Raw genomic sequence first — 13,665 nt, forward strand, 5'->3', positions numbered from 1 at the left:
ACCCGTTACCGGATGACCGGTAGCGGGTCATCTGCGTTTCTGCTTCCTGCCTTGGGAGATCGCCCGGTTGGCTCCTCCGTGGACATTCCGGTGGGCACCGCCCGGCCCTTCCATTAGCCGATCAATCGCCGGCGCGCAGTACCTCGCTCAGCCGGTCGCGCCGCCGCAGCGCCGACTCGACAGGTACGACAGTGGCGGCCGTCGCCAGCAGCGCCACGCTCACCAGGCCCAGCAGCCACCACGGCAGGAGCGCCGCCGGGTCGGCGGCTTGGCCGGTGAGCAGCCGCAGGTCGAGCGGGCCGAGCGTCAGGCGTGCGAGCAGAGCCCCGAGCAGCGGGCCACACACCGCGGTGACCACGACCGGCGGCAGCAACTCTCCGGCGGCGACCCAGCGGGCGTCGCGTGGCCGCAGGCCGAGGGTCCGCAGCCGGGTCAGGGTCTGCCACCGCTGCGACGCGCCGGCGGCGGCGGCGAGCGCGAGGCCGAGCAACCCCAGCGCCAGCAGCACCGCGGCGGCAGTCCACGCCAGCCGTACCAGCCCTGCGGTCAGCGGAGCCACCCGCTGCGCCCGCAGCACGTCAGTCCGCAGCACGACGTCGGCGGCGACGCCGGTGTTCGACACGGCCCGCGCCGCGCCGGGGCCGGTCACCCAGACGGTGTTCGGAGCGGCGGGCAGCCCGGCGTCGGCGAGGGCGGTGGCGTCCACGATGACGACGTCGTCGGCGCCGCCGACGGAGGGAGCGGTTCCGACCGCGGCGAGACGGATCGCCGGGGCGCCGTCCCGGGGTAGCTGCAACCGCGTGCCCGTCCGCAGATTGCCGTCGCTCGATCGCACCAGCGCTGGCACGTCCCCGGGGCCAGGCCGGGGTGCCGCGAGCCGGGCAAGCGCCGGCGCGTCGGGCAGCGGCGTGGTGGCCAGCAGGCGCTGGAAGGCGGCGGTGTCCACGATGACCAAACGTGGGGTGAGCAGTGTCGACTCGGTGAAGACGCGTGCCGAGTCGGTCACCTGCGCGACGACAACCTGCCCCACCCCGGGTGCGGCGGCGATGCGCTCGGCGAGTGCGGGCGTGGCGGCCTCGGCGTCGGTGCCGATGTCGAGGCGGGCGTCGGCGCCGACGGTGCTCCACGCGCCGTCGGCCAGGCCCCGGGTGACGGTGGCGCCGAGGATGAGCGCGAACGACGCGAGCGCCGTGGTGCTGACCAGAACCAGCAGTGGCAGCGCGCGCCCGGCCGTTGTGGCCGCCTGGGCGGCACCGAACACGGCCAGCGGGCGGCGCGAGCGCAGGGCCTGTCGGAGCGCGAACCGCGCCCCGAGGGGCAGTAGCCGGAGCAGGACGAGCGCGCCGACGAGCGCGCCCAGAGCGAGGGCGCTGATCGGCAGGATCAGGTCGCCGGTCAGCTCACCGGTGTCGCCGTCGGAGGCCAGGGGCAGGAGCCCGCGCTGGTGCAGCGTGACGAAGGCGGCGACCGCGGCGATCAGGACAGCGGCCTCCACGGCGGCGCGGCGTAACTGGCCGGTGGCCCGGATCCAGCGCCGAGCGGCCGGGTTGGCGGGTTGGCGCCGGTCGCGGCTGGCGCGGGCGGCGGCGAGGGTGCCGAACGCCGGCCCGGCGGCGGCACCGGCCAGGACCACGGGAACGGTCCAGGTCCAGGAGACGCCCGGAGCGGCCGCGCGGGCGAGCGCGAGCCCGACGGCGGCGGCCGACAGGGACACCACGGTGGACTCGATGATCAGTTCCGCACCGAGGTCGGGTAGCGCAGCCCCACGCTGCCGGGCGGCGCTCAGCACCGGGGTGCGGCGGCGGACCAGCAGGTCGGCGGCGAGCAGCAGGACCAGAACCGTGGCGGTCAGGACCCCGGTGAGCAGGACGGCGGCCTGTGCGGAAGCGGCGCTGTTGCGTGCACGGGCGTCGCGCAGGGCTGTGTCGAGCTGCGATTCCCACTTCAGGGACTGGTCGCGGTCGCTTGACGAGCCGGAGGCTGCCTTGAGCTTGACCACCTGGCTGGCGAGCGCCGCGGTGGCGTCCCAGGTGAGCGCGTCGGGAACGGGTGCGAAGTAGATGGTGCGCCGCAGTTGGTCCTCGTCGATGGCGAGCCGGGCGTCCGGTAACGACTCGCGTGACAGCAGGCCGGCGAACCGGGTGGTCCCCATGCCGTCGGCGCCGGGCACGGGGCGCAGTAGCGCCGGGGCGAGTCGCCAGGCTGGGTCGGCGCTGTCCGCGGGTCGGTAGATCCCGCTGATCCGGACGTCTTTGTCGCGACCCTGGCCGTCCTTGGCCGGGATTCGATCGCCGGGGCCGAGGTCGAGTGCGGCGGCGTCCGCCTCGGAGAGGCCGACCTGCACCGGCCAGGGCGGTCCGTCGTAGGGGACCTCGACGTACTGGTCGGAGACGGCGGGGCCGGGTGGGCTGCCGGCGATCCAGGTCACGTCCGGGCCGCCGGCGTCACCGGCCAGGTAGGTGAACTGGAAGGTACGCGGCGCGTTGCCGTCGGTGATGTTGAGGATCGGGCCGTTGACAGCGGCGAGGGGCGGGAGAAGCGCGGCGTCCAGATCGGGCCCGAGCGCGGATGTCGCCCGGGCGCGGAAGTTGTCGAGGTCCTCGGCGAGGCTGGGCATCCGGACCCGCCCGCCGTTCGGCCCGTCGTCGCGTTCCCAGTTGGCGTGTACGAGGACGTTCGAGTCGTTGCCGGCGCGGCGCACCGTGTCCTGGACGGCGTTGTCGGCGGCGGCGCGGAGCAGCGTCGGCGCGGCCCCGGCGAGCAGCGCGACGGCCGCGATGACGGCGGCGGTGAGCAGCAGCGGTCCGGCGTCGGTACGGCCACGGCCGCGAATGCTGGGCCAGTGCAGCGCCGGCCGCCAGCGGGTCAGCCACCGGTTCACGGCGCCACCCGCAGGTGAGCGGCGTCGGCCCGGCGGACCTGGACGGTGACCACGACGGCGACTGCCAGCATGCATCCGGCCAGCAGTACGGCGAGCAGTGCGGCCTCGGCTGGCCACGGCCAGTGTGGCTGGGCGGCAGGGACGGGCGCGGCGCCGGTGTCGGAGCGCACGAGCAGGGGGGCGACGACGCGGGTGGCGAGCGCGCCGACGGCCGCGCCCGCCGCGAGCAGGGGCAGCAGAACGCCGGCGTGCTGGCCGAGCAGCACGGCCCGGATGCCGCGCCGGGACATCCCCAGGCCGCGCAGCCGCGTCACCTCGACGGCGCGGACCTGGAGATCACAGGTGACGTGCAGGACGACGCCGGCGAGCAGCAGCAGGGCTGCGGCCGGGACGATGAGCCGGACCGCGGCCGGCACCCCGGCGTGCAGCGGGCCGCCGATGAGGCGGGCGGTCTCCGCCTCGCGGGTCGCGACGGCGCCCAGGTGCAGGGCGGCGGCCCGCTCGGCGGCACCGGGGCCGGCTGGGTGGCCGACCCACCAGGCGTCGACCGGGAACGTCAGGTCGCCGGTGACCGCGCGTGCGCGGGACAGCGTGTCCAGGTCGGCCAGGACGGCGACGGCGCCGGGGGCGGACGGCACGGTCGGCACGACCTCGGTGACGACGATCGGGACGGGCGTGATGCCGACCGTGACGCTGAGCTGGCTGCCGCTCTCGACACCGACCTCGCTGGCGAAGCGGGCGGAGACGGCGACGGGCACCGGGCCGGGGTCCGGGAAGGCGCTGGCGACGAGGGTCCGGGCGGCGTCCTCGGCGCCGCCGAGGTCGACGGTCGCGGCCATCCGCAGCGTGGTTCCCGTCGGCGTGGCGGACACCATGACGGTCGGGTCGCGCAACCTGCTCGGGACCGGCGGCGCGGACGTGGCGGTCCAGTCGGATCCGTCAGTGGACCTCTGCGCCGACCCGGCGGGCGGCACGGTGAGTGTGACGGCTACGGCGACGGGTCCACCGACCGCGTCGGTGGTGACCGGCAGGGCGACCGCGACGAGGCGCAGCCCGTCAGCCGTCGCGCAGGCGGGCAGCCGAAACTCCTGGCCGTCGAGCGGTACGGCGGGACCGGTGCAGGACGTGCGTAGGCCGGTGGCGTCCTGAAGCAGCAGCCGGGGCGTCACGGCGAGCGGGCTGTCGCCGGCGGCGGTGCCGCTCAGGACGAGCGGGACGCCAGCCGCAACGGCGAGGCCGGTGACGCGGGTGCGTGGCGCCAGCGCGGCGCCCACGTCCGCCCATCCGCGATCGCTGTCCAGCCGCCCGCGCAGCAGCGCGTCGGCGCGGGTGGTGTCGACGGCGACCAGGCGCGGCGCATCGCCGGCGTTGCCGAGCCACTGACCGACGGCGGTACCACGGTCGAGGGCCGGGCTCACGGCCCCCGCGGTGGCCGCGCTGACGACCGCGCCGTCTCCGGCCACCGGCGCCGTGCTGAGGGTGAGTGCCAGGTCGGTGCCGACGGCGACCGCGGCCTGGTCGCGCTGCGACTGGTGCCACGTGTTGTCGAAGGCGAGGCCGAAGGTTCCGGCCGCGCAGGCCAGTCCGACGAGCAGCCCGGCGGCGACCGCTTGTGGCCGGCGGGCGGTCTCGGCGACCGCCAGTGGAAGCGCCAGCCCGCGGGCGCGGAACGCCAGCCGGTCGGCGCCGCGAAGGGCGGGCATTACCACCCGCAGAGCCAGGGCGGCGCCTGCGGTGAGCAGCAGCGCCGGCGCGAGCACCCGGACCGCGTCGGCGCGTGGGCTGGCGGTGGTGGGCTGCGCGTACAGCTGCCACCATCCGGCAGCGGCGAACAGCGCGAGCATCAGGTCGGCGCCGGATCGGGCCAGCAGTTCACGGCGGGTGCGCTGGTCGCCGGCCGCCGGGACGGGCCGTATCGCCAGGACGGTGAGTACAGCGGCGAGCACCAGCGCGCCGCCGGCGACCGCGAGGGCCTGGGCACCGGTGATGGCCGGCCGGACGGTCAGGCCGGCGCCGTCCAGCGGCGGCAGGTGGGTCAAGCCGGCGTGCAGGGCCGACGAGGCCGGTATCGCGAGCGCGATGGCGACGGTGGCGACGAGCCCGGCCTCGAGTGTCGCGGTGGCGGCGAGTTGGCGACGGCTGGTGCCCAGGGCGGACCGCAGGGCGGTCTCGTCGGCGCGTATGCCAGTGGTCAGCCGGCCGGCGAGGACGAGTGCCGTCGCGGCCAGGACACCGCCGAGGACGGCGATGGCGAGCACGACGGCGGCGGTGACGTGCCGTTGGTCGTCGGCGGCCCGCAGGGTCAGCGGCAGTTCGGAGGAGACACGTGCGAGCCGGACGCGGTCGCCGAGGGTGCCCGCCAGCCGGCCGTCGGCATCGCGGACGGCCCCGGCCACGGTCTCCAGGTCGTGGCGGTTGGGGTTGGACAGGTCCGGATGGGCGGTGACCTCCAGCCGGTCGACGGTGGCACCGGTGGTGACCAGGTAGGCGAGGTCGACGAGGAACGGGCCGTAGGCGTTGACCGGCTGCTGGAAGCGGCCGTCCCGGTAGCCGGTGGCGGAGCCGGCCGCGGCCAGCGGGTCGCGGTCCCAGCCGCGCCCCGGCAGCGGGCGTACCACACCGACGATGATCACGTCGATGGCCGGGACGGGTGCGTGGGCCAGCTCGGCGCCGAGGCGCACCCGGCGACCGGGGGTGAGGCCGAGCAGTTGTGCGGTGGACTCCAGCAGCACCGCGTCGCCCGGGTGCTGTGGCCAGCGCCCGCTGACCAGCTCGCCTCGGGCCGGCAGGTCGTCCAGCCCTGACAGGTACGCCTGGGCCGGAACGGTGGTGCCCGTGGCGAGCGTGGGCGGCAGCGCCCGTAGCACTGTCGACGCCCGCGCGGTTGTCGTCACCGGGAACGGTGCGAGCGTGGAGGCCACCGCGGCGCGGGTGTCGGCGGCGACGGACGGCGTATCCGGGCCCTCGACGGTGCCGGTGTAGACGGTCACGTCGACGGCGGCGGGGGCGGCGCGGGCCATGGCGACCTCCAGCGCCCGCTCGGCGGTGCGGGTGACCAGCAGGGTGCAGGTACCCAGCAGGGTCGCGCCGATCGTGACGACCCCGAGGAGGGCTGCCAGCAACGGCCACTGCGCGCGGGCGCGCCGGCTGACCAGCCTCATCGTCGCGTCACCCGGCGTCCGATACGGGCGCGTACGGCTGCCCGGCCGCCTGTTCGTCGAGGTGCCCGTCGTGGATGCGGATCACCCGGTCGGCCAAGGCCATCATCACCGCGTCGTGCGTCGACACCAGCACGGTGACGCCCTCGGATTCGACTATCCCGCGCAGCAGGGCCATCACCGACAGGCCTGTCTCGGCGTCCAGTTGCCCGGTGGGCTCATCGGCGAGCAGAAGCTGGGGCGAGGCGGCCAACGCGCGGGCGATCGCCACCCGCTGCTGCTGGCCGCCGGACAGCTCGGCGGGCCGCTGCCGGGCGTGGTCGGCCAGACCGATCAGCTCCAGCAGCAACTCGACCCGCCGCTCGCGCTCGGTCGGGGCGACGCGGGCCATCCGCAGCGGGGCCGCGACGTTTTCCGCCGCCGACAGCACCGGGATCAACCCGAAGCTCTGGAAGACGTACGACACCTTCTCGCGCCGCAGCCGGGACAGGCCGTCCTCGTCGAGCGCGGTGACGTCGGTGCCGTCGACGTGCACGGTGCCGGCGTCCGGGCGGTCCAGGCCGCCGATGACGTTGAGCAGGGTGGTCTTGCCCGAGCCGGACCGGCCGACGAGCGCCACCATCGAACCGGCGGCCACGTCGAACGACACACCGCGCAGGGCGTGTACGACGCTCGGCCCGGTGCGGAAGCGCCGGTGTACGCCGCGCACGCTGAGCAGCGGCTCGCTGCTCATTCGCCGCTTCCCGAGTCGGGGCGGATCGTGATGTGGTCGGGTTCCAGGGCCAGCCGGACCCGTCGGGTCAGCGCCAGCGCCTGGCGGAACTCGCGGGGCACCTGGACCCGCCCGGCCCGGTCCATCACGGCGTACTCCTCGGCGATCATGTGCGTGTCGCCCTCCGCGTCGGTGGTGGTGCGGCGCAGCACCTCGCTGCTGGTGCGCCCATCCCGGATCGCGACGGTCCGTTCGACCTGGCCGCTGACCTCCGGGTCGTGGGTGACCACGACAACGGTGACGCCGTACCGCCGGTTGACGTCCCGCAGCACGCCGAAGACCTCCGCGGACGTGGCGGCGTCCAGCTCGCCGGTCGGCTCGTCGGCGAGCAGGACCCGTGGCTGGTTGGCCAGCGCCACCGCGATCGCGACCCGCATCTGCTGCCCTCCGGAGAGTTGCCCGGGGCGCCGATCGGCGCAGTCGGCGACACCGAGGCTGTCCAGCAGCTCGGCGGCGCGCTCCCGGCGCTCCTTCTTCGCGGTACGGGCCGCCGTCATCGGCAGGTCCACCATCTCCCGTGCGGTCAGGTAGGGGATCAGGTTGCTCGCTGTCTGCTGGCGTACGAACCCGACGGTGTGCCGCCGGTAGTCCACCCGGTCGGCGCGGGACATCGTCAGCAGATTCCACCGGTCGACCCGGACCCGCCCGGCGGTGGGGGCGTCGATGCCGGCCAGGATGGAGAGCAGTGTCGACTTGCCCGACCCGGAGGCACCGACGACGGCTACCAGCTCGCCGCTCGCCACGGCCAGGTCCAGTCCTTGCAGTGCCTGCACCTCGATCGCACCGGTCTGGTAGATCCGCACCAGGTTCTCGCAGACGATGAGCGCGTCCCGGCCAAACTCGGGCGCCCGCGCGGATGGCTGCGGCAGGGACAGCGGCGTGCTGGACATGCCCTTCTCCGTCCGGGTAGTGCCGACATCGAGCCAGCGATTGCCCGGTGCTGACGCAGATTGAAGCAGTTTCGCAATCGGCGGCTCCGATGACCATGCCCTGGGCGGCTTTCCTGCATTCTGGGCGAGGGTCCACTGGTGAACGTGAAAGCCCACACCCTCCGGTTCTGCCACGAGCAGATCCGCTGCCGGTGAACAGGGGTGCCCTTCGCCGGCCGGTGCCAGCAGGGTGGAGCGCATGAGACTGCTGGTGCTGGGCGGTACGGGCTTCGTGGGCGGGGCCACGGTCACCGAGGCGGTGCGCCGCGGCTGGTCGGTGACGGTGTTCAACCGAGGGCTGCACGGCGCGGTGCCGTCCGGCGTACACCGGTTGCGGGGTGACCGCACCGCGCCGGACGGCCTGGCCGCGCTGGCCGGCGGCGAGTGGGACGTCGCGGTGGACACCTGGGACGGTGCGCCACGGGCCGCCGGCGACGCGGCCCGCGCCCTGGTCGACGCGGTCGGCCACTACGTGTACGTGTCCAGCGGCTCGGTCTACACCGACCATTCCGTGGCGGGGTTGCATGAGGACTCCCCGGTGGTGGACGCCGACCCGGGCTCCGTCGACGGCGACTACCCGCAGCTCAAGGCCGGTGCCGAGCGCGCCCTGCGGGAGGTGTTCGGTCAGCGCTTGCTGGTCGCCCGGGCCGGCCTGATCCTGGGCCCGGGTGAGGACATCGGCCGGCTGCCCTGGTGGCTACGGCGCGTCGAGCGGGGCGGGGACGTGCTCGCACCCGGGCCGGCCGACCTGCCGGTGCAGTACGTCGACGTCCGCGACCTGGCGGGGTGGATGCTGGACGCGGGCGCCCGGCGGGTGGGCGGCACGTTCAACGCGGTCGGTCCTGCGGCGCAGACCACGATGGGCGAGTTGCTCGACGCGTGCGTGGCCGCCACCGGCACCGACGCCCGGCTGCGCTGGACCGACCCGGCGTCGATCCTCGCCGCCGGGGTGCAGCCGTGGAGCGACCTGCCGATCTGGCTGCCGCGCGGCCACCCGTACCGGGGGTTGCTGGAGCAGGACGTGACCCGGGCGTTGGCCGCCGGGTTGACCTGCCGGCCGGTGGCCGAGACCGTCGGCGACACCTGGCGCTGGCTCCGCGAGGTCGGTGCGGTTCCGCCGCGCGCCGGACGACCGCAGCGCAGCTCGATCGGGTTGGACCCGACCCTGGAGGCCGCCGTGCTCGCCGCCTGACCGTGCCCGGCGGGTCAGGCGGTCACCACCGGCAGGTCCAGCACCTCGTCGACGCCACGTCGGGGGGTCGGTCGACCGGGCTGGCCGTACCCGATCCGCAGCACCATCTGCGGTGTGCCGAACCGGCCCAGCGACAGCCGCAGTTGCTCCCGTGCCGTGGGCACCTCGATCGGTTGGGAGAGCATCGACACGCTGAGTCCGTCGTCCGTGGCGGTGAGCAGCAGGCGTTGCAGGGCCTGCCCGGCGATCACCTGGTCCACGGCGGTGTTGCCCACCGAGCCCAGCACCCCCACCAGGGGTTCCGGTTCGAAGTCCCGCCCGGGGGCGCGGTCGCGCCCTCCGTAGCCGCGTGTCGGGAGGACGTCCTGCGGCTCGCCCCGCGGACCTCCGGCCGAGCTGGGCACGCCGTCCGGGGTGGACTCCCGGCGCAGCCACCGTTCCCGTTCGGCCCGGTACGCGGGGTCGCGCTCCAGAACCCGATGGGCGCTGCGCGCGATCTCCCCGAACGCGGAGACCGCGCTCACCCCGATCAGCAGCTCCAACCAGCACTGCTCGGCATGGGCCGCCTCGCCGAGGCGCCACCGGGCGTCGGCCGGCACCGGGTCCGGCCAGAACGGCAGGCGGTTGCTGAACCGGCGGGGGATGGCCGCGTACAGGCTCTGCTCGGCGGGGTTGGGTCGGCGCGGGAGGTCCGGTACCAGCCGAGCCAGCAGGTCCGGCTCGGCCGGGGCAGGGCGCAGCCGCACCCGGGCCGGGATGCCGGCCACGGCCAGGGCGATCCGCAGGTTGAACAACGCCGCGCCGCAGGCGATCCGGAGACCCCACCCGCTCGGGTCGGTCGCCGGCAGGCGGCGGGTCGGGTCGGCCAGCACCTCGATGCCGCCGTCGCGCAGCCGCAGCCGCCACGGCTGGGTGTTGTGCAACGACGGTGCCCGGACCGCGTCCACGGCGGCGGTCCGCAGCTGGGCTGCGGTGTAGCCGATGTCCATGTCGGTGCTCCTCCTAGGCTGGGCCGGCGGCGAGTGGTGCCGCGGTGGCCGGCGTGCCTTCACGGTCCATCGTTCGGTGGTCGCCGTGCAGGGCCGGACGTCCCGACCGGTCGGGTCCGAGCGCCCGCTCGCTGCGTGCCGATCGGGACCTTCGGCCCGTGCGGTGGGCCACGGGCAACGGGTAGAAACGAGGGATGATCCGTGTGTTCCTCCTCGACGACCATGAGGTCGTCCGCCGTGGCCTGACCGACCTGTTGCAGAGCAGCGGCGACATCGAGGTGGTCGGCGAGTCCGGCTCGGCGCAGGAGGCGGCCCGCCGCATCCCGGCGTTGCGGCCCGACGTGGCGATCCTCGACGCACGGCTGCCCGACGGCAACGGCATCGACGTGTGCCGTGACGTTCGCGCCGTCGACTCGTCCATCAAGGGACTGATCCTCACCTCGTACGAGGACGACGAAGCGCTGTTCGCGGCGATCATGGCGGGCGCCGCCGGGTATGTGCTCAAGCAGATCCGTGGCACCGACCTGGTCGACGCGGTGCGCCGCGTCGCGGCCGGGCAGTCGCTGCTCGACCCGGCGGTCACCACCCGGGTGCTGGAGCGCATCCGCAACGGCGTCGAGCAGCCGCGCGAGCTGAGGTCGCTGACCGAGCAGGAGCGGCGGATCCTGGAGTACGTGGCCGAGGGGCTGACCAACCGGGAGATCGCCGGGCGGATGTTCCTGGCGGAGAAGACGGTGAAGAACTACGTCTCCAGCGTGCTGGCCAAGCTGGGCCTGGAGCGCCGCACGCAGGCCGCCGTTCTGGCCACGCGTCTGCTCGGCAAGGCGCCCTGACCCGGGTGGCGGGCGTCAGTCGCGCAGCGGCACGGCCCAGCGCACCTCGGTGCCGTGCGGCTCGGCCGGGGCGATCGTGAAGGTGCCGTCGAGGCGGCTGGCGCGTTCGCGCAGGTTGACCAGGCCACCCCGGGCGGCACCCGGGTCGCAGCCCACCCCGTTGTCGGTGACCGTCATGGTGACCTGGCTGGCGTCGACGCGTACGACGACGTCTACGCGGGTGCACTGCGCGTGGCGGACCACGTTCGACAGGGCCTCGCGCAGCACGGCGGTGAGGTCCGGGCGGATGGCGTCCGGCACGGCGCTGTCCACCGGCCCGGTCAGCTCCAGGTGCGGCTTGAAGCCCAGCGGTTCGGCGGCCGCCTCGATCGCCGTACGGATCTCGGTGCGCAGCTCCGAGGTCATCGGCGTACGCAGCTCGAAGATGGTCCGGCGGATGTCCCGGATGGTGGCGTCCAGGTCGTCGACGGCCGCGTTGATCCGCTTGGCCATTTCCGGGCGGGCCATCGGTGCGGCGCTCTGGAGTTGCAGGCCGGTGGCGAAGAGTCGTTGGATCACCACGTCGTGCAGGTCGCGGGCGATCCGCTCGCGGTCCTCGAGAACCACCAGCAGTTCCCGTTCCTCCTGGCCTCGGGCCCGTTCCATCGCCAGCGCGGCCTGCCCGGCGAAGCTGCCCAGCAGCGCCAGATCCTCCTCGCTGGCGCCCCCGCCGCGCTCGGGCCGGTGTGCCACGATCAGCACGCCGTGCAGGGTGTCGGCGGTGGTGAGTGGTGAGATCATCGCCGGGCCGGTGTGCAGCAGTGCCGGCCACGGTGCGGCGTGCGCCAGGTCGTCCACCTGGTCGTGCCTGCCCTCGGCGACCGCCGCGCCGAAGCTGGTGTCGACGGCGGGCAGGACCGCGCCGACGAGCGCGTGGGCCTGCTCGTCGGCGCCGTCGACCACCTCCACGGAGAACTGGTCGGTGTCGCTGTCGTAGAGCAGCACCAACGTCAGCTCGGCCTCGGCGACCTCGCGGGCTCGGCGGGCGACCAACGCCAACGCGTCGGTGCGGCGTACCTCGCCGAGCAGCACCGTGGTGATCTCGGCGGTGGCGGCGAGCCAGCGTTCGCGCCGGTGCGCCAGGGCGTACAGGCGCGCGTTCTCGATGGCCACGCCGGCGGCGGCGGCGAGCGCGACGACGATTTCCTCGTCGTCCTCGGTGAACTCCGCGCCGCCCTGCTTCTCCGCCAGGTAGAGGTTGCCGAAGATCTGGTCGCGGATGAGGACCGGCACGCCCAGGAAGCTGTGCATGGGCGGGTGGTTGGCCGGGAACCCGTAGGAGCGGGGGTGCTGGGTGATGTCGGGCATCCGCAGCGGTTGGGGATCGTCGATGAGCAGGCCGAGCACGCCCCGCCCGTGCGGCAGGTCGCCGATCTGCTCATGCTGCTCGGGCGTGATGCCGTGGACGATGAAGTCGTGCAGCAGCCGGTCCGGGCCGACCACGCCGAGCGCGCCGTACCGGGCGCCGACCAACTCGCAGGCCGCCTGCACGATGCGTTGCAGGGTGGTGCGCAAGTCCAGGTTGGTGCCGATGCCGACGACCGCGTCGAGCAGGGCCCGCAGGCGCTCCCGGCTGGTCATCACCTCACCGACCCGGACCAGCATCTCCTGTAGCAGCTCGTCGAGCCGGACCCGGGACAGCGGCGTCAGCCCGAGCGACGGTGCCGGGGAGGGTTCCTGGCGGGGCGACGGCGCGCTGCTGGTCACCGGGGGATGGTAGCGCCGGTGCCGCTGGTCGCCCGACCCGTCAACGGACGGCGGAGGTGTCGACCACCTGCGCGGTGGTCAGCCGCGGCGTGTGCGGCGGGCCGGAGTGCGCCGGGTCCGCGATGCCCAACCGCAGCACGAGGTACGGGAAGCCGATCCCGGAGAGCAGTTGCCGCAGGGTCTGCCGGGTGCCCGGCACCTCCACCACCGCGCTGAGCGGCACCACGGACACGCCGAGCCGGGTGGCGGTCAGCCAACCGGCGGAGAGCGCCTCGCCGGCCCGCAACCAGCTGTCCCGTTCGTCCTCGTCGCCGTGCAGCATCGCGTACACCGCCATCCGGTCGTGGCCCGGACCCACCGGCAGGCTGCCGGGACGACCGAAGTCCCGGCCCGGCACCGTGGTCTGCGCGGGCTGCTCGGGCAGCACCTCCGCCGGCAGGCCGGTGCCCGAGCCAGCCCGGCTGGTCCAGTACGCCAGCTCGGTACGCAGCTCCGGGTCCTCGGCCTCGACCGTGTCGGCGTGCGCGGCGGTGGCGGCCAGCTCCAGCACCCGGTCACGGTCGAGGATCTGCAACCGGCAGCCTTCCGCGCTGACCGTCCGGGTGATCTCCTCGATCGCCGTGGGCGGAACCGGCTCGTCGCTGACCGGCCGCCGGTCGGTGTGCCGCACGTGCATGCACTGCACCATGCGCATGGCGTCCGGGTCGGCCCCGGTGTGCCTGAGGTCGGTCAGCCGAGCCAGCAGCTCGTTGTCGTCCGGGTCGGGCAGCCGTTGCACCACGGGGCGCCACCCCTCGGCGGCCAGCGCCAGTCGGGCGTGGTGCAGTGCGGTGCCGCAGCTGATCGCGAGCAGTCGCCCCTCGGGGTCGCTGGCGGCGAGCTGCCGGTCGGCGACGGAGCGCAGCTCCAACGCGTCGGGCAGCACCCGCCAGCGCCACGGCTGCGTGTTGTGCACCGAGGGAGCATGGCCGGCGGTGGCGGCGGCCTCCGCCAGCGCGGTCGTCAGCTGGCCTTCCTGACTCACGGTCACGGTCTTTGCGCCTCTGCTCGTCGGGTCGCACGGCGCGTCGCCGTGCCCGGGTTGCCACCTCATCCTGTGGCCTCCGGTGCGGCGCCCGCAGGGGCCACAGGTCCCGACCACGCCGGGTCGTTGTGCCCGCGGTGG

Annotated in this window: 9 protein-coding genes; 2 read left to right on the forward strand and 7 right to left on the reverse strand. The window is 74.7% G+C overall.

Features of this window, described 5'->3' with window-relative positions; genetic code table 11:
* Positions 1-121 precede the first annotated feature (121 nt).
* Genes ACQRWP_RS03195 through ACQRWP_RS03210 form a run of 4 tightly spaced genes read right to left on the reverse strand, consistent with a single transcriptional unit; the run spans position 122 to position 7,701 of the window.
* Positions 122-2,881: an FtsX-like permease family protein gene (locus ACQRWP_RS03195; RefSeq protein ID WP_430500714.1), complete on the reverse strand. Its 2,760-nt coding sequence runs from the start codon at positions 2,879-2,881 to the stop codon at positions 122-124.
* Positions 2,878-6,042, reverse strand: coding sequence for a permease (locus ACQRWP_RS03200; protein ID WP_430500715.1), 3,165 nt, complete (start codon positions 6,040-6,042; stop codon positions 2,878-2,880). Before ACQRWP_RS03200 ends, ACQRWP_RS03195 begins: the two co-directional genes overlap by 4 nt.
* A 7-nt stretch (positions 6,043-6,049) precedes the next feature.
* Positions 6,050-6,772, reverse strand: coding sequence for an ABC transporter ATP-binding protein (locus ACQRWP_RS03205; RefSeq protein WP_430500716.1), 723 nt, complete (start codon positions 6,770-6,772; stop codon positions 6,050-6,052).
* Positions 6,769-7,701, reverse strand: coding sequence for an ABC transporter ATP-binding protein (locus ACQRWP_RS03210; protein WP_430500717.1), 933 nt, complete (start codon positions 7,699-7,701; stop codon positions 6,769-6,771). Before ACQRWP_RS03210 ends, ACQRWP_RS03205 begins: the two co-directional genes overlap by 4 nt.
* 238 nt (positions 7,702-7,939) lie before the next feature.
* Here ACQRWP_RS03210 and ACQRWP_RS03215 point away from each other — a divergent pair, with 238 nt between their 5' ends.
* The gene (locus ACQRWP_RS03215) at positions 7,940-8,932 is read left to right on the forward strand and encodes an NAD-dependent epimerase/dehydratase family protein (protein ID WP_430500718.1); all 993 of its coding nucleotides are present in this window, start codon (positions 7,940-7,942) and stop codon (positions 8,930-8,932) included.
* Positions 8,933-8,946: 14 nt separating this feature from the next.
* Here ACQRWP_RS03215 and ACQRWP_RS03220 read toward each other — a convergent pair whose 3' ends face one another.
* Positions 8,947-9,921, reverse strand: a complete 975-nt coding sequence (locus tag ACQRWP_RS03220; RefSeq protein ID WP_430500719.1) for an Acg family FMN-binding oxidoreductase — start codon at positions 9,919-9,921, stop codon at positions 8,947-8,949.
* A gap of 194 nt (positions 9,922-10,115) precedes the next feature.
* Between ACQRWP_RS03220 and ACQRWP_RS03225 the strand changes: the two genes are divergently transcribed.
* Positions 10,116-10,754, forward strand: coding sequence for a response regulator (locus tag ACQRWP_RS03225; protein WP_410820973.1), 639 nt, complete (start codon positions 10,116-10,118; stop codon positions 10,752-10,754).
* Between the two features lie 15 nt (positions 10,755-10,769).
* On the opposite strand, the gene ACQRWP_RS03230 is transcribed toward ACQRWP_RS03225, so the two are convergent.
* Both ACQRWP_RS03230 and ACQRWP_RS03235 read right to left on the reverse strand, forming a co-directional pair.
* Positions 10,770-12,443 carry a GAF domain-containing protein gene (locus tag ACQRWP_RS03230; protein WP_430503395.1) on the reverse strand — a complete coding sequence of 558 codons (1,674 nt, stop codon included), beginning with the start codon at positions 12,441-12,443 and terminating at the stop codon, positions 10,770-10,772.
* Between the two features lie 97 nt (positions 12,444-12,540).
* Positions 12,541-13,524 carry an Acg family FMN-binding oxidoreductase gene (locus ACQRWP_RS03235; RefSeq protein WP_430503396.1) on the reverse strand — a complete coding sequence of 328 codons (984 nt, stop codon included), beginning with the start codon at positions 13,522-13,524 and terminating at the stop codon, positions 12,541-12,543.
* Between the last annotated feature and the right edge of the window lie 141 nt (positions 13,525-13,665).

It is taken from the genome of Micromonospora trifolii (assembly GCF_050516465.1).
Lineage (GTDB): Bacteria > Actinomycetota > Actinomycetes > Mycobacteriales > Micromonosporaceae > Micromonospora > Micromonospora trifolii.

What these genes read in the sequence shown, in the direction of transcription:
- ACQRWP_RS03200 (WP_430500715.1), bottom strand. Translation starts at nt 6,042, where the DNA reads ATGAGGCTGGTCAGCCGGCGCGCCCGCGCGCAGTGGCCGTTGCTGGCA.
- ACQRWP_RS03205 (WP_430500716.1), bottom strand. Translation starts at nt 6,772, where the DNA reads ATGAGCAGCGAGCCGCTGCTCAGCGTGCGCGGCGTACACCGGCGCTTC.
- ACQRWP_RS03210 (WP_430500717.1), bottom strand. Translation starts at nt 7,701, where the DNA reads ATGTCCAGCACGCCGCTGTCCCTGCCGCAGCCATCCGCGCGGGCGCCC.
- ACQRWP_RS03215 (WP_430500718.1), top strand. Translation starts at nt 7,940, where the DNA reads ATGAGACTGCTGGTGCTGGGCGGTACGGGCTTCGTGGGCGGGGCCACG.
- ACQRWP_RS03220 (WP_430500719.1), bottom strand. Translation starts at nt 9,921, where the DNA reads ATGGACATCGGCTACACCGCAGCCCAGCTGCGGACCGCCGCCGTGGAC.
- ACQRWP_RS03225 (WP_410820973.1), top strand. Translation starts at nt 10,116, where the DNA reads ATGATCCGTGTGTTCCTCCTCGACGACCATGAGGTCGTCCGCCGTGGC.